Genomic DNA, 19,146 nt, shown 5'->3' with positions numbered 1-19,146 from the left:
CCCCGTCAGGAGACCGACAGCACCATGGACACCATCGACGAGCAGATCATCAGCGAACTCACCCGCAACGCCCGTATCTCGCACGCGGAACTGGGCCAGCGGGTGAGCCTCTCCCGCAACGCCGTGCGCCAGCGTGTCGAGCGGCTGGAACGGCAGGGACACATCTGCGGCTACACGATCGTCCGTCCGTCGGACGGCCCGGACCGTGCGACGGTGACCGCGCACGTCCTGGTCTACCGCCAGGACCGGATGCGCGGCGGAGACGTCCTCGCCGCGCTCCGGCGCATCCCCGAGGTGGTCTCCTGCGACGTCCTCAGCGGCCAGTTCGACCTGCTGGTCAGCGTGGAGGCGGCGTCCCTGGAACGCGTACAGGGCATCTGGGAGCAGATCGCCCAGATGCCCGGTGTACGGGACACGGTGACAGCGCTGGCGCTGTCCCGGGTGGTCAGCCGGCGGCGGCCATGAGGGCCCGCGCGGTCCCGGGGTCGAGCAGCCCGCGCCGGGTGACGACCTCCAGCACGCCGGCCCCGGTCGCCAGGGCCTCCCGCGCCACCGCCGACGCGGCCTCGTGCCCGATGCGCGGGGCCAGCGCGGTCACCGCGCCGACCGCCGCGTCCGCCGAGTGCGCGAGGCGGTCCTCGTCGGCGGTGACGCCCTCCACGCACAGGGTGCGCAGGGCCTCGCAGCCGCGGGTCAGCCAGGCGATGTGCTGGAGCAGCAGATGCCCGATCAGCGGCTCGAAGGCGTTGAGCTGGAGCTGACCGTTGTCGGCGGCCATGGTGATCGCGACGTCCGCGCCGGCCGTGGCGAACGCGATCTGGTTGACCATCTCCGGAATCACCGGGTTCACCTTGCCCGGCATGACCGACGAGCCGGCCTGCCGTGCGGGCAGGCGGATCTCCGCGAGCCCCGCCCGGGGTCCGCTGGCGAGCAGCCGCAGATCGCTGCACACCTTCGACAGCTTCACCGCCGTACGTTTCAGCACCCCCGACACCAGCAGGAACACCCCGGTGTCCGAGGTGGCCTCCACCAGGTCGGCGGCGGGCGTGAGCGGCATGCCGGTCAGCGCCCGCAGATGCCGTACGACGGCCTCGGCGTAGCCCGGTTCGGCGGCGATGCCGGTGCCGATGGCGGTCGCGCCGAGGCTCGTCTCGGCCAGCAGCGGCAGGGTCTCGCCGAGCCGCTCGACGTCCTCGGCGACGGTCACGCCGAACGCGGTGAACTCCCGGCCCAGGGTCATCGGCACCGCGTCCTGCAACTGGGTGCGCCCGACCTTGACGACGGTCGCGAACTCCTCGCCCTTCGCGGCGAACGCCCCCGAGAGCAGGGTGAGTTCGGCGCGCAGTTCGTCGAGCGACGCGGCGACCGCGATGCGCAGGGCCGTGGGGTAGGTGTCGTTGGTGGACTGGCAGCGGTTGACGTCGTCGAGCGGGTCCAGGTGCTCGTACTGCCCGCGCCGCCGGCCGAGGTGCTCCAGCGCGAGGTTCGCGATCACCTCGTTGGCGTTCATGTTGGTGCTGGTGCCCGCGCCGCCCTGGACGACGTCCACCCGGAACTGCTCATGGTGCCGGCCCCCGGCGATCGCCCGGCAGGCCGCCGAGATGGCCGCCACCTTGGGCGGCGCGAGCACGCCCAGCTCGCCGTTGGCCAGGGCCGCGGCGTGCTTCACCTGGGCCAGGGCGCGGACGAGGTGCGGATGGGCGGCGACGGGCACCCCGCTGACCCGGAAGTTCTCCAGGGCGCGGGCGGTGTGCGCGCCCCAGTACGCCTCGGCCGGCACGCGCACCTCCCCCAGGGAGTCGGACTCGGTCCGGAAGGCGCCGGATCCGCTCACGTCCCCGCCCCGTTGAGGCAGACGACCTTCGGCTGGGTCATCTCCTCGTACGCGAAGCGCACGCCCTCGCGGCCCATGCTGCCGTACTTGAAACCGCCGAACGGCATCGCGTCGAAGCGGTAGTCGGAGGAGTCGTTGACCATCACGCCCCCCGCCTCCAGCCGGCGCGCCGCCGCCATGGCACGGTCCAGGGACGACGTGAAGATCCCCGCGTGCAGGCTGAAGTCGATCTCGTTGGCCCGCTCGACCGCCTCCTCGAAGGAGTCGACGGCCTGGAGCACGACGACGGGCGCGAACGCCTCGTCCCGCCAGACGGCCGCCGTGCCCGGCACGTCCTCCAGCACGGTCGGCGGGTACAGGGCGCCGTCCCGCTCGTGCCCGCACAGCAGCCGCGCCCCGTCCGCCAGCGCCGCGGCGACCGTGGTCTCGGCCGCGACCGCCGCCCGCTCGCTGATCAGCGGGCCGACATCGGTGCGCTCGTCCGCCGGGTCACCGGTGCGCAGCAGCCGGGTCCGGGCGACGAACGCGTCCCGGAAGCCCGCGTACACGCCCCGCTCGACCAGGATGCGCTGGGTGCCGATGCAGTTCTGCCCGGCCGCCCAGAACGCCCCGGAGACGCAGGCCTCCACGGCTGCGTCCAGGTCGGCGTCGGCCAGGACGACGACCGGCGCGTTGCCGCCGAGGTCCATGGCGAGCTTCTTCAGCCCGGCCGAGCGCGCGATCGCCTCGCCGGTGCGGAAGCCGCCGGTGAACGAGACCATGCGCACGTCCGGCGCGGCGACCAGGGCCGCCCCCAGCTCGGCGCCGCCGTTGACGACGGTCACCACCTCCTCCGGCAGCCCGGCCTCGACGAGCGTGTCGACCAGCCGCAGCGCGGACAGCGGGGTCAGCAGGGACGGTTTCAGCACCACCGCGTTGCCGCCCGCGATCGCCGGCCCGAGCTTGTGCGCGACCAGGTTCAGCGGGTCGTTGTACGGCGTGACGGCCGCGATGATCCCGAGCGGCTCGCGGGTGAACCAGCCCGAGCGGCCCTCCGAACCGGCGTACGCGTCGAACGGCACGACCTCGCCGGCGTTGCGCCGCGCCTCGGCCGCCGACAGGCGCAGGGTGTTCACCGCGCGCCCGGTCTCCTTGCGGGCCTGGACGATCGTCTTGCCGGCCTCGGAGACGATCAGCCGGGCGAAGGACTCCGCGCGCTCCTCGATGAGGCGGGCGGCGCCGTCCAGGACGGCGGCCCGGGCGGCGCGTGACAGCGTCCGGGCCGTCGTGCGGCCCGTCCGGGCCCGCCGCAGGACCTCGTCCACGGCGTCCGCCGCGGTGAGGCAGACGGAGCCGATGGTCTCGCCGTTGTAGGGGCTGCGCACGGGGGACATGCCCTCGCCGACCGGCAGCGGGGCCGTGTACACGGTGGTCTCAGCCACGGTGGGCCTCCTGGAGGACGCCGGTGCCGGAGACGGCCCGGTCGTGGATGCCGATGACGTCGGAGAGCAGGGCGTACGCCGTCTCGGTGCGTCCGGCGCCGGGGCCGCCGACCGTGACGGTGCCCAGCAGGTCGGTGTGGAAGGCGAGGGCGTTGGTGGGGCCCGAGACCCCGGCCAGCGGGTGCTCGGCGGGCAGCGCGGCCGGGGCGACCCGGGCGGTGACCGTGCCGTCGGCGTGCCGCTCGGCGGAACCGATCAGCTTCCAGCGCAGGCCCTCGGCGGCGGCCCGCCGGACGTCCTCGGCGGAGAGGGCGGAGATCCCGGCGCACGGCACGTCCGCGCGGGTCAGCTCGGCGCCGAGCACCTCGTTGGCGAGGATCATCACCTTCAGCTGGACGTCGTACCCCTCGACGTCGGCCGTCGGGTCGGCCTCGGCGTACCCCAGCGTCTGGGCCTCGGCGACGGCGTCCGCGAAGGACAGACCGGACTCCAGCCGGCCGAGGACGTAGTTGGAGGTGCCGTTCATGATGCCCTCGAAGCCGTTCACGGCGAGGCCGCCGAACATCCGGCGCGCGGTGCGCAGGACCGGCGTCCCCGACATCACCGTCCCCTCGAACTCGAAGGACACCCCGGCCTGCCGCGCCAGCTCCTTCAGCGCGGGACCGTGCAGCGCGACGGGCCCCTTGTTGGTGGTGCACACGTGTTTGCCGGCCTCGATGGCCCAGCGCACATGGGACAGAGCGGGCTCGCCGTCGGTGGGGTTGGTGAAGGTGGCCTCCGCGACGATGTCGGCGGGCACCTCGCGGATCACCCACTCGTTGCGCGGCTCCGGGCTGCCCCCGGGCATGCCGGAGAAGTCCAGCTCGCCCGGGGCGGCCGCGAGCAGCGGGGCCAGCGCGATGCCGTCGCCCTCGGTCCGTACCAGCGATCCGGCCCGCAGGTCGGTGATGGCCACCACCCGCAGGGCGAAGCCGAGTTCGGCCTCCAGGGCGTCCGAGCGTGCGGCGATCAGCTCGGCGAGCGCGCGGTTCACCCCGCCGAATCCGATGAGCGCGATGTCGTAACGGGCCATCGGGACGTCACCTTCCTCTCCCTCTCGTGTCCGCCGGTGTCGGGCCACCGGCGGGGACACGCTCAGCCTCGGGCCGCGGGGCGTCAGTGCGGCCCTGCCGATCCGCCCGGGAGGGCTGCCGATGTGCTCGGGCCGCCGGGCGTTCGTCCTGCGGCCTCGGCCCGTCGCCGTGCGGGGGCCGCTGGCTATAGTGCCGAGGTGACGACGAACGGCCCCGCGCCCGGTCGGCCCCCGGGCCCGACCACGGCCTCCTCCCTGCGCATGGCCCTGCGGATGGTGAGCGCGGTGCTGGACCGGGAGACGTCCGGCCGCGGCGGGTTCAACGTCAGCCGGCTCGCCGACGAGGTCGGCGTCGAGCGCAGCAAGGCCTCCCGGACCACCCAGGACCTCTGCGACCGGGGCTTCCTGGAGCGCCGTGAGGACGCGACGCTGCGGGCCGGCGAGTCGTTCTTCGCGGTGGCCGCGTCCCTGCACCCGGGGCTGCTGCGGCGCAGCCGTCCCGTCCTGCGCCGGCTCGCGGTCGCGTACGGCGCCGGCGCGCGGCTGTCGGTCCGCGACGGGGTGCAGGTACGGCTGCTGCGGTCGGAGTCCGCCGCGGGCACCGCCCCGGACTGGCTCGGCCGGGCGAGTCTGGTCACCCCGTGCTGGTGCACCGGGGCGGGACGCGCGCTCCTCCTCGACCACACCGCCGAGGACCTCGCCGCGCTCCTCGACGACTACGAGCTGATCGGCGTCGGCGGCCCCAACGCCGCCCGCTCGGTCGCCGAACTCGTCGCCGCGGGCGACCGCGACCGGCTGCGGGGGGTCGTCGCGGCCCACGGCGAGTTCGAGCACGGCGTCACCGAGTACGCGGTGCCGGTGCGGGACGGCGGCGGACACATCCGGGCCGCGGTGTCCGTGGTCGGCAGACAGCAGGACCTGCTTCCGCACGAGCGCGCGATCCACGCGGAGCTCACGGCGGCGGCCGACGCGCTGGCCCGGTCCGTCGACGGCCCCTGAGCGGCCCGGCCCCGGCGGCCGGTTCCTCGGGCCGCCTCCACGCCGTCGCCCCCGGTGCGTCCCTCAGTCGCCGGGGAGCGTGCGGAGGGCGGCGATGTCGAACTGGAGCCGCACCTTCTCGCTCACCATCGCACCGCCCTGCGCCAGCCGCTGGTTGTACGTCAGTCCCCACTCGGACCGGTTGATGGTGGTCGTCCCGTCGAAGCCGACCCGCTCGTCCCCGAAGGCGTCGACGACATGGCCCAGGTAGGCCAGCTCCAGCTCGACGGGGCCGGTGGTGCCCTTGATGGTGAGGTCGCCGCTCATGCGGTAGACGTCGGCACCCGTGAGCCGGACCGCCGTACTGACGAAGCGCATCCGCGGATGGGCCGCGGCGTCCAGGAAGTCCCGCCCGGTCAGATGGGCGTCGCGCTGGTCCACACCGGTCCGGACGGACGCCGTGGCCAGCACGATCTCCGCGCGGGAGCGGGCCGGGTCGCGTCCGTCGAACCAGAGGCGGCTGCGGTACTCGGTGAAGGCGCCGCGCACCGTCGTCACCAGGGCGTGGCGCACGGAGAAACCGATCCGGCTGTGCGCCGGGTCGATCATCCACTCGCCGGTCAGCGCGGCCAGCCGGGGGTCCGGGGCCGGTCTGTCGTTCCGGGGCAACGGCGTTAACTGGTGCGGGAGTTGGGGAGGCGTGGGGGGTGCCGGGCGGCGCCGGGACGCAGCACGGTTGAACAGGTTCATGATGCACGTGCTTACGGCACGGGGGAGGCTGCCGCAAGGTGCTTCAGAAAACGCTTACAGGTTCGCCACGACCCGCTCGGCCCGCCCCCGATCCCCCCGCAACTCACCCCTGGGCCGGCCCCGTCGACCGGCCGATCAGCTGGTCGATCCGGGCCTGCGGGAGGGCGTCGACGGGGTAGGTGTCGTCGGGCGCGCCGGGCTCCGCGTACGCGTCGAGGTTGTCGTCGGTGATCTCGGGGAGCGGGACGTCGATGGCCGCGGGCACCTTGACCCCCTCGCGCTGGGCGACGGCCGCCTCCAGGGCGACCACCGAGAGGGAGGCGGGCTGGGCCGTGGCCCGTGCGGAGAATCCTTCCGGCCGCTTGCTCTGCCACAGCTTCAGGAAGCCGTTGTAGTTCTCGCCGGCGACCGGGACGAGCCTGCCGCCCTCCTCGGCCAGCGTCCGCAGCGCGGCCGCCGACAGCGTCCCGCCCAGGGCGAAGACGCCCCGGACGTCCGGGTGTTCGGCGTACGCCGAGGCGAAGGCCTTGGCGGCGGGGGCCGTCGAGTACGGGCTGTGCACGGTCTTCACGACCCTGATCCCCGGGTGGCGCGCGAAGACGGCGGCGGCCCCCGCCCACCGCTCGTCCTCGCCCGCGGTCGCGGCGGGGCCGGTCATCGCGATGATGTCGCCCCGGCCGCCGACCGCGTCCACCAGCCACTCGGCCAGCATCGAGCCCCAGGCCCGGCGGTCGGTGCCCACCTTGAGGACCACGGGGCTGGTCGGCAGCGCGTCGAAGGCGACCACGGTGATACCGGAGGCGACGGCCTCCTCCAGCACCGGGTCGAGCGCGGTCGGTGAACCGGCGTCGACCAGGATCACGTCGTACGTCTGCCGGATCATGGCCCGGATCTGCGCGATCTGGCGTGCGGTGTCGCCGTCCGCGTCGAAGGCCTGGAACGAGCCCACCTTGCCCGCCGATCGCAGCCGGTCGACGTCCCCCTGGAGCGTCGTCAGCGTCTGGCGCATCCACGCGGTCGTCAGCGAGGTCGTCGACCAGCCGACCTTCAGGTTCCTCGCCTGCGCGGGCGCCCCGCTCACGTCCTCGGCGCCGGTGTCGGGCCGGACGGTGCACGCGGAGAGCGCGACCAGCGCGCTCAGGGAGGCGGCGACCGCCACCGCACCGCGTACCGAACGAGCGTTCATCGAACTTCCCTCTCATCCCTCGGAAGAGGACAGCATTTCTCGCTTTGCCAGTTCTTTACAACCCGGGTCCGGGCCGCCTCGTCTCTCCGCTCGATCCGTCACCGCACGGAAGAACCGCGCAGCGAACCACCGCGCACCGACGAACCACGCACCGACGAAAGAGAGCGACAGATGCGACTCATCTCCCGAACGGGCGTCGCCGCCCTGGCCCTCGGCACCGCCTTCCTGGCGGGCGCCTCCCCGGCCTTCGCCGACGCGGCGCCGTCCGCCGTCCCCCGCTCCGTGGCGACCGAGGCCAGCGTCGTCCCCTCGCCGGCCGAGGAGACCCGTGACTCCGGTGTCGGCAGTGACGCCCGGGACGCCGCCAAGGCCCCCTCCGCCGCGCCCGGCCAGGTCGGCGTCGTGCCGAGGGGCGCCGCCGACACCGGTGTCGCGGAGGACTCCGAGGGCCACGGCACGCTCATCGGCGGCGGTGCGGCCGCCGCCGTGTTCGCCGCGGCCGGCGCGGGCCTCCTCGTCGTACGGCGCCGGAGGGCGACCGGCGCATGAGCCCGCTCTCCAGGCGCGCCCTGGCCGCCGCGGCCCTCACCGTCGTGCTGACGGGCTGCGGCGGTCCGGCCGGCCGCACCACCGACGGGGCCGGCACCTCCGCCGCCCCCCGCACGCCCGCGGCGTCCCCGACCCGCACCGCCCAGGCCGCGCGCCCCCTGGCGCGCTCGGTGCCGGTCGCGCTGCGCATCCCGGCCATCGGGGTCGACACCCCGCTGATGCGGCTGGGACTGCGGGCCGACGGCACCGTGGAGGTACCGCCGGTCGAGGCGCACGACCGGGCGGGCTGGTACGGGCACTCGCCGACGCCGGGCCAGACCGGGCCGTCGGTGATCCTCGGCCACGTCACGGTCGGCGAGTACGGCGACGGTGTCTTCCGGCACCTGGACCGGCTGCACCGGGGCGACCGGATCGCGGCGCGCCTGGGGAACGGCACGACGGCCGCGTTCGCCGTCACCGAGGTACGGACCGTCGACAAGGCACGGTTCCCGACCGAGGACGTCTACGGGAACGTGGACCGGCCGGAGTTGCGTCTCATCACCTGCGGCGGTCCCCGCAGCGGGGACGGCTACCGAGACAACGTGATCGTCTTCGCCGCGCTGACCTCGGACTCCACCCACACCTCTGCGGGAGAACGTTGAAACGGCCCGCCCGCTCCCGGGAGCGCGAGAGGGCGGCGTCCGACCTGTTCGCCGCCCTCTACCCCCGCCTCGCCGGCTGGTGCCGCCGGCTCGTCGACGACGACGGGACCGCCCACGAGATCGCCTCGGAGGCCTTCACCCGGCTCTGGGCCCGCTGGACGTCCGTCGCGGAACCCCAGGGCTTCCTCTACGTCACCGCCGCCAACCTGGTCCGCGACCACTGGCGCAAGCTGGAGCGGGAACGCCGCGCCGTGCGCCGGGCCACCGCCGAGGCCGCGGTGATCCCACCCGCCGAACCGGACGACCCCTCGGTCCGGCTGCTCGTGCAGTCGCTTCCGGACCGGCTGCGCGTGCCGCTCCTGCTGCACTACTACGCTGACATGCCGATCCGGGAGGTGTCCGTGCTGACCGGGCGCAAGGAAGGGACCGTCAAGGCCGACCTGCACGCGGCCCGTGAACTGCTCCGCGCCCACTTGAGGAGAAGCCTTGATCACACCCGCTGACGACTTCGACGACGGCCCGGACCTCGACCGCCCCGACCCCGACGATCCGCTCACCGTCATCCTGCGCCCCGCCGCGGGCCATCTCGCGCCACCGCCCGGCCGCTACCAGGAGATCCGCCGCGGCGCGTCCCGCCGCCGGCTGCTGCGCACCGCCGCAGGGGCCGCCGCCACCTGCGCCGTCGCCGCGCTCGCCGTCCTGCTGCCGCTGCGGCCGGCCACGCCCGGCGCCCCCGCCCGCCCCGTCGCCCCGCTGGCCCCGGCCCCGAGGGTCAGCCCCTCCACCGGACCGGACCCGTCGGCCAGCCCGCTCCCCTCCGTCGTCCCGGACACCTCGGCCACCGAACGCCCGGACACCCCCACCCCGTCCAAGGCGTCCCGCAGCTCCACCCCCCGCGAGGCCCACGACGCCCCCTCCGTCGCCGGAACCGACCGCCGGACCCGCGCCGCCGCGCCGTCCGGCGCGCCCTCGGCGGCGAGTACGCGCCGTTGAGGCCGATTCGTACGCCGTAGCCGTGGACCGGTCCCTGCTCCTACCCTGGAAGTCGCCGTCGGGGGAGGGTGAGGGACGTGTCGCGCAGCCAACCGCAGCCGCCGGGACGCCGGCTGGAGGACTCGATCGCCTGGGCCGTCCGCAACGCGGACGGGGTCGTCGCCATCGGGGTCGCCCTGACCGTCGGTCTGCTGGACATCACCGGCCAGGCCTTCGACCGCGACAACAACGTCGTCACCGGGTCCATCCTGCTCGTGCTGGCCGCCCTCGTGTACGGCTCGCTGACCGAGCGCCGGCGGCGGATGGCCGACATCCGGGCCGCCACCGCCGCGACCGGCCGGGCCATCGAGGACCTGGCCATGGTGCGCTCGCTGGCCGGACCCGAGGTCACCCTCGCCCACGAACAGGCCCGCCGCTCCACCACCCGCTGGGTGTTCAAGGGCGGCACCGGCACCTATCTGCGGGCCGTCACCCTGCCCCAGTGCGTCCTGGAGGCCCAGCGGCAGCGCCGCGCCCTCAGCATGAAGATCGACATCGTCAATCCGGCCGACGCCCGGGTCTGCGAGGCCTACGCCCGCTTCCGCCGCACCTTCGGCCACGACGACGCGGGCGGCTGGACCACCGAACGCACCCGCAAGGAGTCGTACGCCACCGTCCTGGCCGCCGTCTGGCACCGGCAGCGGCTGGACACCCTGGAGATCGACGTGCACCTGAACTCGGTGGCCCCCGCCCTGCGGTTCGACCTCTCCGACAGCTGCCTGATCATCACCCAGGACGACCCGCGCCGCGTCAGCCTCTGTGTGCAACGGGACCGGCCGCTGTACGACTACTACGTCACCGAGTTGCACCAGAGCCGCGAGCAGGGCCTCAAGCTCGATCTGCGCGAGGCCTGCGAGCTGAGCGACGAGCCCACCGTCGACGAGGTCAGACGCCTGATGGACCGGCTCGGGGTGCCCCTGCCGACCAGCTTCACCGACCGCGACGTCGGCGAGATCGTCGACAAGGCACTGCACGCCGAGGACCCCTACCGCAGCTGAGCGCGTCCGACTCCGGCCCTGGGGGGCGACCATGGACTACCCGGCCCTGGAACGGGCCGCCCGGCGGGGTGAGTCCGCCGAGCTGGTGCGGCACGCCGCATCGGAACTGCGACAGGTCGTGAACGGCCACCGCGTGCTGCGCGCGGTGCGCCATCCCCTGGGGTTCGTCTGTCTGCCCGTCCTGCGGGACGGGGCCGACGGCGTCTGCGTCCACGTCTTCGGACCGACGGACCCGATCCTGACCGATCATCAGGTGCACTCGCACAGCTGGGACTTGATCAGCACGGTGCTGTACGGCCGCCTGGACAACCGGCGGATGGGGGTGGCCGAGGGGGTCGCGGAACCCACCCACCGGGTCTTCGAGGTGCTCAGCCGTCCCACCGGCGTGGACGAACTGCGGCCCACCAGACGGCTGGTGCGCTGTGTGCCGGGCCCCGGCCAGACCAGCTCCCGGGGTCGAGACCTACGCCCTCCCGGCGGGGGAGTTCCACACCACCGTGGTCCCGGACGGCCGTCCGACCGCCACGCTGGTGCTGGGCCGGACCCTGCCCGGCCGGGCGGACCTCTCCCTGGGCCCGCTGCGGGCACCGGGGCACCGGGTGGTCCGCAGGATGTGCGACGCGGCCCAGACCGCCCGGATCGCCCAGGCCGCGCTCAGGAGGATCCATGAGTCCGAACCCCCCTGTGCCGGCTGACCTCGGCCCGGAGTGCCGTACGGCGGTGGCGGCCGCCGAGGCCGCGGGCGCCCTGCTGCGCTCGCGCTTCCCGGACGGCTTCACCGCCCGGCCCAAGGGCGGCAGCGGTGACGTCGTCACCGACCTGGACCTGCTGGCCGAACGGCTGGTGACGGACCGGATCCGGGAGGACTTCCCGCACGACCGGATCCTCGCGGAGGAGTCCGGTGGGACGGGGGCCGCGGACGGCGGCGGCCGGACCTGGCTCGTGGACCCCCTCGACGGCAGCAACAACGTGGTGATCGGGCTGCCCGTCTACGTCGTCGGCATCGCGCTCTGCGTCGACGCGCTGCCGGTGGTCGGCGTGGTGCACGAACCGGTCACCGGCCGCACCTGGTCGGCCGTGCACGGGGCCGGCACCCACGGCCCGGACGGCAGGCTCGCCCCCCTCCGCCGCCCGGCCGCACCCGCCGGACCGCTCCTCGCCTGGACCCAGGGGCACGCGGTCCGCCGCGACGACCCCGCCGCCCGCGCCCTGCGCCACACCCTCGAACTGCGCTCGCGCCGACTGCTCCAGCTCTGGGCGCCCCTGGTCGCCTGGGCCATGCTCGCCCGCGGTGACATCGACGGCTTCGTCGGCTACCGCGCCGAGGCGATCGACCTCCCGGCCGGCGCGCTGCTCGCCCGCGAGGCCGGGGTGACCCTGTGCCACCTGGACGGCCGTGACTTCCCGGCGTCCTTCACCGGCCCCGACACGGACCGCTCCTTCGTCGCCGCCCGCCCCGAGCTGCTGCCCCGGCTGCTGGACCTGGTGGCCACCGACGCCGCGGCCGCCGCGGTCAGCGGGTCAGCGCCAGCGCTGCCACCGACGCCGCGACCGCGCTGACCGCCAGCACCGCGCCCGTGCCCATCAGCCGGGCCACCGGCACCCGTACGCCGTACGCGACGCACCGCTCGTACCAGAGCAGGGTCGCCAGGGAAGCCCACGGAGTGATGACCGGGCCCGCGTTGGTGCCGATCAGCAGGGCCAGGAGCTGGTCGTGGTTGCCCACCGGGACCGCGCCCTCGCCCGCCAGGTAGACGGGCAGGTTGTTCAGGACGTTGGACAGTCCGGCGCCGACCGCCGCGGCACGGAACTGGCCCAGGGCGCCGCCGTCGTGGCCGACCGCGGAGGACAGCAGCGCGTGCAGCCCGTGCGCGTTGACCGTCTCCACCACCAGGAACATCCCCGGCACCATCACCAGCAGCCGCCACGGCACCAGCGACCAGCGCAACGCCTTCCGCTCCCGCGCCGCGAACGCCACGACGGCCACCGCGGCGGCCGTCGCCGACGCCACCCACAGCTCCACGTCCGCGACCAGGATGGCCAGCAGAAAACCCGCGCACGCCAGCGCACAGGCCCGGAACACGACGGGATCACCGGGCCGGTGCACCCCGGGCGGCACATAGCGCCGGCCGCTCTCCGCGCCCCCGTCCGCGCCCCCCTCCACGTCGACTCGCGCCGCGTCGGCCGGTGCCGGTGCCGGTGCCGGTGGCGTCCGGCTGTCCCGGCGCCAGTAGAAGCCCCACAGGCAGGCCATCGTCACGGTGATCGCCGCCAGCTGCGGGGCCCACATCCGGCCGGCCAGGCCCAGGGAGGACAGCGCCACCCGGTCCGCCGCCAGCAGGTTCGTCAGATTGGAGACGGGCAGCAGCAGACTCGCCGTGTTGGCCAGCCACACCGTCGTCATCGCCAGCGGCACCGCCGCGATGCCGACCCGGCCGGCCATTGCCAGCATCACGGGCGTCAGGAGCACCGCCGTGGTGTCCAGGTTCAGCGAGATCGTCGTGATCGACGCGAAGGCCACGCAGAGGAGGAAGAGCAGGGGGTAGCTGCCCCGGCCCGCCCGTGCCACCCGCGCCGCCACCACGTCGAACACCTCGGCCCGGCTGGTCAGTTCGGCCAGCACGATCACCGTGGCGAGGAACGCCAGCAGCGGCGCGATCCGGCGCATCGCGTCCCCCGCGTCCGCGGCCGGCAGCAGCCCCGAGGCCACGCACAGCAGTCCGGTCGTGAGCAGGGCGACCGCCACCCGGTCCAGTACATGCAGACGCCGTATGACAGACACGGGGGAAGGGTCGCACAGTTGTGCTCCCGCGGGACCAGGGGGTTGGCGCGAAATCAGTCCAAAACGACGCTCGTCCATTGCATCATGAATACATGGGGGACCGTCAGATGACCGGTAGCACCGGGCCGTTGGACTTCTTCGTCAGTTACTCGCCCGCCGACGAGCGCTGGGCGTCCTGGATCGCCTGGACCCTGGAGGAGGCCGGCTACCGGACCGTCCTGCAGGCCTGGGACTTCGTGCCGGGCACCAACTTCGTCGACTTCATGGACCGCGGGGTGAGCGAGTCCGCGGCCGTCATCGCCGTACTGTCGCGGAACTACGAGCGGTCGCGGTACGGCCGGATGGAGTGGCAGGCCGCCCTGCGCGCCGACCCGGACGTGCCCGAGCGGCGGCTGATCACCGTCCGCGTCGAGGACATCCCCGTCGAGGGGCTCCTCGCCACCATCACCTACGTCGACCTCGTCCCGGTGACCGATCAGGCCGCCGCCCGCGACCTGCTGCTCACCCGGGTCCGGCAGGCCCTCGACGGCCGGGCCCGCCCCAGTCTGCGGCCCGGCTACCCCGGCGAGGGACAGCCCGTGCCGCCCGCACCGGCCGTGCCCGTCGCACCCCCGCCGCCCCGCCCGCTCGGCGGTCTCGGCTGGGCCGGCCGCCGCAGACCCCCCGCCCCGCCCGCCTACCCGCGCACCGGCACCAACCCCGCCGTCCGCGAGGCGGTCACCGTCATGCACCTGGCCGGACCCGTCTTCGGACGCGGCCAGGACCCGGCCGAACTCCAGGCGGCGATCTGGGGCGACCTCGTCGAACACACCGACGCCGGGGCACCCTCCCCGGACCTGCTGGTCGTCACCGGCGACCTCACCGCCTCCGGCAGCCCCCGCGAGTTCGACCAGGCGCTCGCCTTCCTCACCGGACTGCGCGCCCTGCTCGGCCTCGAACCGCACCGCGTCGCCCTCGTCCCCGGCGGCCACGACGTCAACCAGGCCGCCTGCCGCGCCTACTTCAGCACCTGCGAGGCCGACGAGATGCCGCCCCGGCCGCCCTACTGGCCCAAGTGGCGCCACTTCGCCCGCATCTTCCAGGAGGTCTACCAGGGGCTCGACGTCGTCTTCGACAGCGACCAGCCCTGGACCCTCTTCCCGGTGCCCGAACTGCACACCGTCGTCGCCGGCCTCAACTCCTCCATGGCGTACAGCCACCGGCTCGACGACCAGTACGGCATGGTCGGCCGCGAGCAGGCCGCCTGGTTCGCCCAGGCCCTCAGACCGTACGAACAGGAGGGCTGGCTGCGGATCGGCGCCCTGCGCCACGCCCCCGGCACCACCCCGCAGGGCGTCCTGCGCACCGCCGCCCGGGACGGCTCCGGCCCGCTGCGCGACACCGACGTCCTCGCCCGCCTCACCGCACCCCGCCTCCATCTGCTGCTGCACGGCCCGGCCGGCCCCGGCACCCGCCCGCTGCTGACCACCTCCACCGGCGAACTGCCCCTGCTCGGCACCGCCGCACCCGGCCGGCACCGGCTGCTGCGCATCGGCCGCGACGGACTCGCGACCTGGCCCGGCCCCGGCGAACCCCGGCAGGACCGGGTCGAATGGCACCGCGCCCACCGCGCCTTCGGCCCCGCCGACGCCACCGCCGCCGACCCGGAGGCCGCCCGCGCCCCGGACCCCGAGCCGCGCGCCGTGCAGTCCCCGGCCGAGGTGCTGCTCGCCCGGGTCGCCGAGGTCTGCCGCACCCGGCACGAGGGCGCCCAGATCCGCCCGGTCGACGGGCCCGTGCCCCAGCTCCTCGTCACCTGGACCCAGTCGGGCTTCGTCCGCCAGCAGCGCGTCGCGGTCCACACCGGCACTCCCACCGCCCAGGACGTCGACCGGGTCGTCGCCCTGGTGCACGCCGCCGACTCCGAGACCGAGGCCGAACTCGTCCACGACGGCCCCCCGCCCGCCCGCGACCTCAGGGACCTGGCCCGCCGCAGAGGCGTCCGGGTGCGCAGCTTCACCGAGTTCCAGGGCCTGCTCGACCTGCGCGCCTACGTCGACGCCCAGAGCGAACGGCTGCGCACCGACCCCCGCTACCCCCCGGGCATGTACCTCCCGCAGCGCTACCGCGAGATCGAGCGGCTCGACGCGGAGGACCGGGACGGACTCGTCGACGCCATGCTCCGCCTCCTCGACTCCGACCAGGGCCGCTTCCTGCTGCTGCTCGGCGACTTCGGCCACGGCAAGACCTTCGCCCTGCGCGAGCTGGCCCGCCGGGTCCCCGCCGAACTGCCGCACCTCGTCCCGGTGCTGGTGGAGCTGAACACACTCGACCGCGCCTACTCCTTCGAGGGCCTGGTCGCCGCCCACCTCGCCGCGCACGGCGTCGACAACATCGACCTGCGGGCCTTCCGGTACATGCTCCAGCAGGGCCGGATCGTGCTGCTCTTCGACGGCTTCGACGAACTCGTCACCCGCGTCACCTACGACCGGGCCGCCGAGCGGCTCCAGGTGCTGCTGGACTCCGCCGTGGACAGCGCCAAGATCGTCGTCAGCAGCCGCACCCAGCACTTCCGTTCCCAGGGCCAGGTGCTCACCGCGCTGGGCGAGCGGGTCGGGATGCTGCCGCACCGACGGGTGCTCGCCGTCCAGGAGTTCACCCCGCAGCAGATCCGCGCCTTCCTGGTCAACCGCTACGACGGCGACGAGCGCGCCGCCGACCGCCGGATCCGGCTGCTCGACGCCATCCCCGATCTGCTCGCCCTGTGCCGCAACCCCCGCCTCCTCGGCTTCGTCGCCGACCTCGACGACGACCAGCTGCGCGCCGTCGCCGGGGCCGGCCGCGCCCTCAGCCCCGCCGGGCTCTACCAGGAGGTCCTCACCGCCTGGCTGACCTTCGAGGAACAGCGCGCCACCGGCGGCCCGGGGCGCGCCCCCGGACTCGGCGTCGACCAGCTGTGGAGCGCGGTCACCGCCCTCGCCCTGCGCCTGTGGCAGACCGGCCAGGAGTCGCTGCGGCTCGACGAGCTGACCGATGTGGCCGAGACCCTCACCGGACTCGCCGCGAGCCGGCTCTCCCCGGGGCAGGCCGCGCACGCCGTCGGCTCCGGCAGTCTGCTGGTGCGCAGCGAGGACGGGGTGTTCCGGTTCATCCACGGCTCGGTGGTGGAGTGGCTCATCGCCCGCGAGTGCGCGAACAGGCTGATCGGCGGCGACAGCGCCCTGCTCACCCGGCGCCGGCTCAGCCAGCTCGCCGTGGAGTTCCTGTGCGACCTCGCCGACCACCGCGCCTGCCAGGAGTGGGCCGAGCGCACCCTCGCCGACGACGAGGACGAGGTGGCCCGCGCCAACGCCGTGAAGATCCTCTCCCGGCTGCGGGTGCCCGCCCACACCGATCTGCGCGGCGCCGCGCTCGCCGGGGAGGACCTCTCCTACCGCGACTTCTCCGGCGTCGACCTCACCCGCGCCGACCTCACCGACGCCCGGCTGGTCGGCGCCAACCTGGCCGGCGCCGTCCTGCGCGACGCCCGGCTGACCGGCGCCCGGCTCGACGGCGCCGACCTCTCCGACGCCGATCTGCGCGGCGCCGACCTGCGCCGGGCCCGGCTGATCCGCACCGACCTGACCGGCGCCCGGGTCGAGGGCGGCCGCTGGCAGCGCGCCGCCCTCGTCGCCGCCACCGCCGACCAGCGGCTGCTGCGCGCGCCGGAACTGGCCGCCGCCGCCCTGGCCCCCGGCATGGCCGTCGACTCGGGCTTCCGGCCCTCCGCGGTGGGCGTGCCGTACGGCTTCGACATGCGCACCAGCAGACTGCCCGAACCGATCTCGTACAGCCCCGACGGCGAACTCCTCGCCGTCGGCGCCGAGGACGGCGGGGTGCTGGTCTGCGACGCCGCCACCGGCACCGCCCTGCGCACCCTGGAGGGCCACACCGACCGCGTCTACGCCGTCAAGTTCCGCGCGCGGGTCCTCGCCACCGGCAGCGCCGACGGGACCGTCCGCCTGTGGGACCCGGTCTCCGGGCGCTGTCTGCGGCTGCTGGACATCCATCCGCGCGGGGTGTGGCCCGTCGTGCTGGACGCCGACGGCTCCCTGCTGGCCACCGGGGACGCCGACGGCGTGGTCACCGTCTGGGACACCGCCACCGGCACCCCGCTGCACCGGCTGCCCGGCCACGCCGCACCCGTCTACACCGTGGCCTTCGACCCCCGAGGCGCCACCCTGGTCACCGGGGACGCCTCCACCTCCGTACGGCTGTGGGACCTGGCGACCGGGCGGTGGACCGGGGAACTGCCGGGCCATCACGAGGCGGTGTACCGGGCGCGGTTCAGCCCGGACGGCACGCTGCTCGCCACCGGCGACCGCGGCGACGAGCGGCAGGGCGGCACGGTACGGATCTGGGACACCGCCGACCGCAGCCTGCGGCACGAGTTCACCGGGCACGCCGGCCGGGTCTACACCCTCGACTTCCACCCCGGCGGCCGCTACCTGGTGAGCGGCGACACCGAGGGGGAGGTGCGGCTGTGGGATCTGGCCGAAGGGGCCGGCGCCGGGCTGCTGGGCGGCTGCCGGGGCGCCGTCTACCAGGTGCTCTTCGCCCCGGACGGGACCCTGCTCGCCGCCGGGGACAGCCAGGGCGTGGTCCGGCTCTGGCGGGTCGAGCCGGGCGCCGACCCGGTGGCGGTGCCGCTCACCCGCCAGCCCGCCGAGCACCGCGGGTCGGTCTGGGTCTGCAAGTTCCGCCCGCACGGCGAGGGCTCCGCCCCGGACGCCGGCGCCCTCCTCGTGACCGGCGGCAACGACGGGGTCGTACGGCTGCACGACCCCGCCACCAGCCAGGGCCGGCGCATCCTGCGCGGCCACGGGCGGCGGATCGGCACGCTCTCCTTCAGCTCCGACGGCTCGATACTGGCGGCGGGCGGCAACGACGGCGTGATCCGGCTGTGGGACCCCCGCAGCGGGCAGCGGCTGCGCGAGCTGACCGGTCAGAGCGACCGGCTGGTTTCGGCCGTGTTCAGCCCGGGCGGCAGCCTCCTCGCCACCGCGAGCAGCGACGGCGACATGTACCTGTGGAACGCCTCGACGGGCGAGTACCAGCGCGAGATGGACGTCGAGACCGACCACGTCTGGGCCGAGGCGTTCAGCCCCGACGGCGAACTCCTCGCCACCGCCAACGACGACGACACCGTCCGGCTCTGGTACCGGGCCACCGGCGCCCATGTCGTCACCATCGGCGAGCACTTCGGCCGGGTCCGCTCCATCGCCTTCCGGCCCGACGGGCAGGTCCTCGCCACCGGCTGCGACGACCGCCGGGTGCGCCTGTGGCAGCTGGACGAGCGCCGGATCACCGCCGTCCTCGACGGACACACCGACCGGGTGTACGCGGTGGCGTTCGCCGCCGACGGCTCCTGGCTCGCGAGCGCCTCCTGGGACGGGGACGCCGTGATCTGGCGGGACGGGGTGGCCGTGCACCGGCTGTCCGGGCACACCGGCAAGCTGTGGACGGCCGCCGCGCATCCGCTGCGCCCGCTGCTGGCGACGGCGGGCGACAACCGCACGGTCCGGCTCTGGGACGCCCACACCGGCCGGGAGAAGGCGGTGCTGCGCGGCCACACCGGCCGGGTCCTGGCGGTCGCCTTCAGCCCCGACGGCTCCCTGCTGGCCGGTGGCGGCGAGGACGGCACGGTCAGGCTGTGGGAGGTCCCGGCCGACGGCCCGGCGGCCCTGCGCGCCACCCTGGTCGGCCTGCCGGGCGGCTGGGCCGCGCTGGCACCCTCCGGCGGCTACAAGTACGAGGGTGACGTCACCGGCGAGTTCTGGCACGCGGTCGGCATGTGCCGGTTCGAGCCGGGGGAGCTGGACGGCCATCTTCCGGGGGTCCGGAACGTGGCACCCGAGGAGCCGCTGAGGTGAGGCCCGGGACCC

Annotated in this window: 16 protein-coding genes; 10 read left to right on the top strand and 6 right to left on the bottom strand. The window is 74.8% G+C overall.

The genetic code is table 11. The annotated features are described in order from the left end of the window. Positions 1 to 24 precede the first annotated feature (24 nt). Positions 25 to 465 (top strand): Lrp/AsnC family transcriptional regulator, encoded by a 441-nt coding sequence (locus U5640_RS11040; RefSeq protein WP_067257526.1) that lies wholly within the window; start codon positions 25 to 27, stop codon positions 463 to 465. Here U5640_RS11040 and U5640_RS11035 read toward each other — a convergent pair. Genes U5640_RS11035 through U5640_RS11025 form a run of 3 tightly spaced genes read right to left on the bottom strand, consistent with a single transcriptional unit; the run spans position 446 to position 4,327 of the window. Continuing rightward, the gene (locus U5640_RS11035; protein WP_340375616.1) at positions 446 to 1,834 is read right to left on the bottom strand and encodes an aspartate ammonia-lyase; all 1,389 of its coding nucleotides are present in this window, start codon (positions 1,832 to 1,834) and stop codon (positions 446 to 448) included. The two genes, U5640_RS11040 and U5640_RS11035, sit on opposite strands and share 20 nt — an antisense overlap. Continuing rightward, positions 1,831 to 3,255 carry an aldehyde dehydrogenase family protein gene (locus U5640_RS11030; RefSeq protein WP_340375615.1) on the bottom strand — a complete coding sequence of 475 codons (1,425 nt, stop codon included), beginning with the start codon at positions 3,253 to 3,255 and terminating at the stop codon, positions 1,831 to 1,833. The genes U5640_RS11035 and U5640_RS11030 overlap by 4 nt, the downstream gene beginning before the upstream one ends. Next, positions 3,248 to 4,327 (bottom strand): homoserine dehydrogenase, encoded by a 1,080-nt coding sequence (locus U5640_RS11025; RefSeq protein WP_340375614.1) that lies wholly within the window; start codon positions 4,325 to 4,327, stop codon positions 3,248 to 3,250. The genes U5640_RS11030 and U5640_RS11025 overlap by 8 nt, the downstream gene beginning before the upstream one ends. A gap of 198 nt (positions 4,328 to 4,525) precedes the next feature. On the opposite strand from U5640_RS11025, the gene U5640_RS11020 reads away from it, so the two are divergent. Then, a complete protein-coding gene (locus U5640_RS11020; protein WP_340375613.1) occupies positions 4,526 to 5,326 on the top strand; it encodes an IclR family transcriptional regulator C-terminal domain-containing protein in 801 nt (266 codons plus the stop codon). A 63-nt stretch (positions 5,327 to 5,389) separates the two neighbouring features. Here U5640_RS11020 and U5640_RS11015 read toward each other — a convergent pair whose 3' ends face one another. Together U5640_RS11015 and U5640_RS11010 are read right to left on the bottom strand one after the other, a co-directional pair. Further along, complete coding sequence (locus tag U5640_RS11015) at positions 5,390 to 6,055, bottom strand: YceI family protein (protein ID WP_340375612.1); 666 nt, start codon at positions 6,053 to 6,055, stop codon at positions 5,390 to 5,392. A gap of 103 nt (positions 6,056 to 6,158) precedes the next feature. Beyond that, positions 6,159 to 7,241, bottom strand: coding sequence for a substrate-binding domain-containing protein (locus U5640_RS11010; protein WP_340375611.1), 1,083 nt, complete (start codon positions 7,239 to 7,241; stop codon positions 6,159 to 6,161). A 180-nt stretch (positions 7,242 to 7,421) separates the two neighbouring features. Between U5640_RS11010 and U5640_RS11005 the strand changes: the two genes are divergently transcribed. The 7 genes from U5640_RS11005 to U5640_RS10975 all read left to right on the top strand — a co-directional run bounded on the left by U5640_RS11005 (position 7,422) and on the right by U5640_RS10975 (position 12,021). Further along, positions 7,422 to 7,790 (top strand): sortase-dependent protein, encoded by a 369-nt coding sequence (locus U5640_RS11005; RefSeq protein WP_340385047.1) that lies wholly within the window; start codon positions 7,422 to 7,424, stop codon positions 7,788 to 7,790. Continuing rightward, positions 7,787 to 8,431, top strand: a complete 645-nt coding sequence (locus U5640_RS11000; RefSeq protein ID WP_340375610.1) for a class F sortase — start codon at positions 7,787 to 7,789, stop codon at positions 8,429 to 8,431. The genes U5640_RS11005 and U5640_RS11000 overlap by 4 nt, the downstream gene beginning before the upstream one ends. Further along, positions 8,428 to 8,934 (top strand): RNA polymerase sigma factor, encoded by a 507-nt coding sequence (locus tag U5640_RS10995; RefSeq protein WP_340375609.1) that lies wholly within the window; start codon positions 8,428 to 8,430, stop codon positions 8,932 to 8,934. The genes U5640_RS11000 and U5640_RS10995 overlap by 4 nt, the downstream gene beginning before the upstream one ends. Next, entirely contained in the window at positions 8,918 to 9,424 is a 507-nt protein-coding gene (locus tag U5640_RS10990; RefSeq protein ID WP_340375608.1) for a hypothetical protein, read from the top strand. The genes U5640_RS10995 and U5640_RS10990 overlap by 17 nt, the downstream gene beginning before the upstream one ends. 77 nt (positions 9,425 to 9,501) lie before the next feature. After that, positions 9,502 to 10,461: a hypothetical protein gene (locus U5640_RS10985; RefSeq protein WP_340375607.1), complete on the top strand. Its 960-nt coding sequence runs from the start codon at positions 9,502 to 9,504 to the stop codon at positions 10,459 to 10,461. A 422-nt stretch (positions 10,462 to 10,883) separates the two neighbouring features. Continuing rightward, positions 10,884 to 11,156, top strand: coding sequence for a hypothetical protein (locus U5640_RS10980; RefSeq protein ID WP_340375606.1), 273 nt, complete (start codon positions 10,884 to 10,886; stop codon positions 11,154 to 11,156). After that, positions 11,128 to 12,021 carry an inositol monophosphatase gene (locus U5640_RS10975; RefSeq protein WP_340375605.1) on the top strand — a complete coding sequence of 298 codons (894 nt, stop codon included), beginning with the start codon at positions 11,128 to 11,130 and terminating at the stop codon, positions 12,019 to 12,021. The genes U5640_RS10980 and U5640_RS10975 overlap by 29 nt, the downstream gene beginning before the upstream one ends. Here U5640_RS10975 and U5640_RS10970 read toward each other — a convergent pair. Continuing rightward, complete coding sequence (locus tag U5640_RS10970; RefSeq protein WP_340375604.1) at positions 11,975 to 13,243, bottom strand: SLC13 family permease; 1,269 nt, start codon at positions 13,241 to 13,243, stop codon at positions 11,975 to 11,977. The genes U5640_RS10975 and U5640_RS10970 overlap by 47 nt on opposite strands. A gap of 107 nt (positions 13,244 to 13,350) precedes the next feature. Between U5640_RS10970 and U5640_RS10965 the strand changes: the two genes are divergently transcribed. Beyond that, positions 13,351 to 19,134, top strand: a complete 5,784-nt coding sequence (locus U5640_RS10965) for a TIR domain-containing protein (protein ID WP_340375603.1) — start codon at positions 13,351 to 13,353, stop codon at positions 19,132 to 19,134. The last annotated feature ends 12 nt before the right edge of the window (positions 19,135 to 19,146 follow it).

It is taken from the genome of Streptomyces sp. SS7, from assembly GCF_037993025.1.
In the GTDB taxonomy this organism is placed as follows: Bacteria; Actinomycetota; Actinomycetes; order Streptomycetales; family Streptomycetaceae; genus Streptomyces.
The sequence above is the reverse complement of the archived record's forward strand: the minus strand, read 5'-3'. Positions and strand labels throughout refer to the sequence as shown.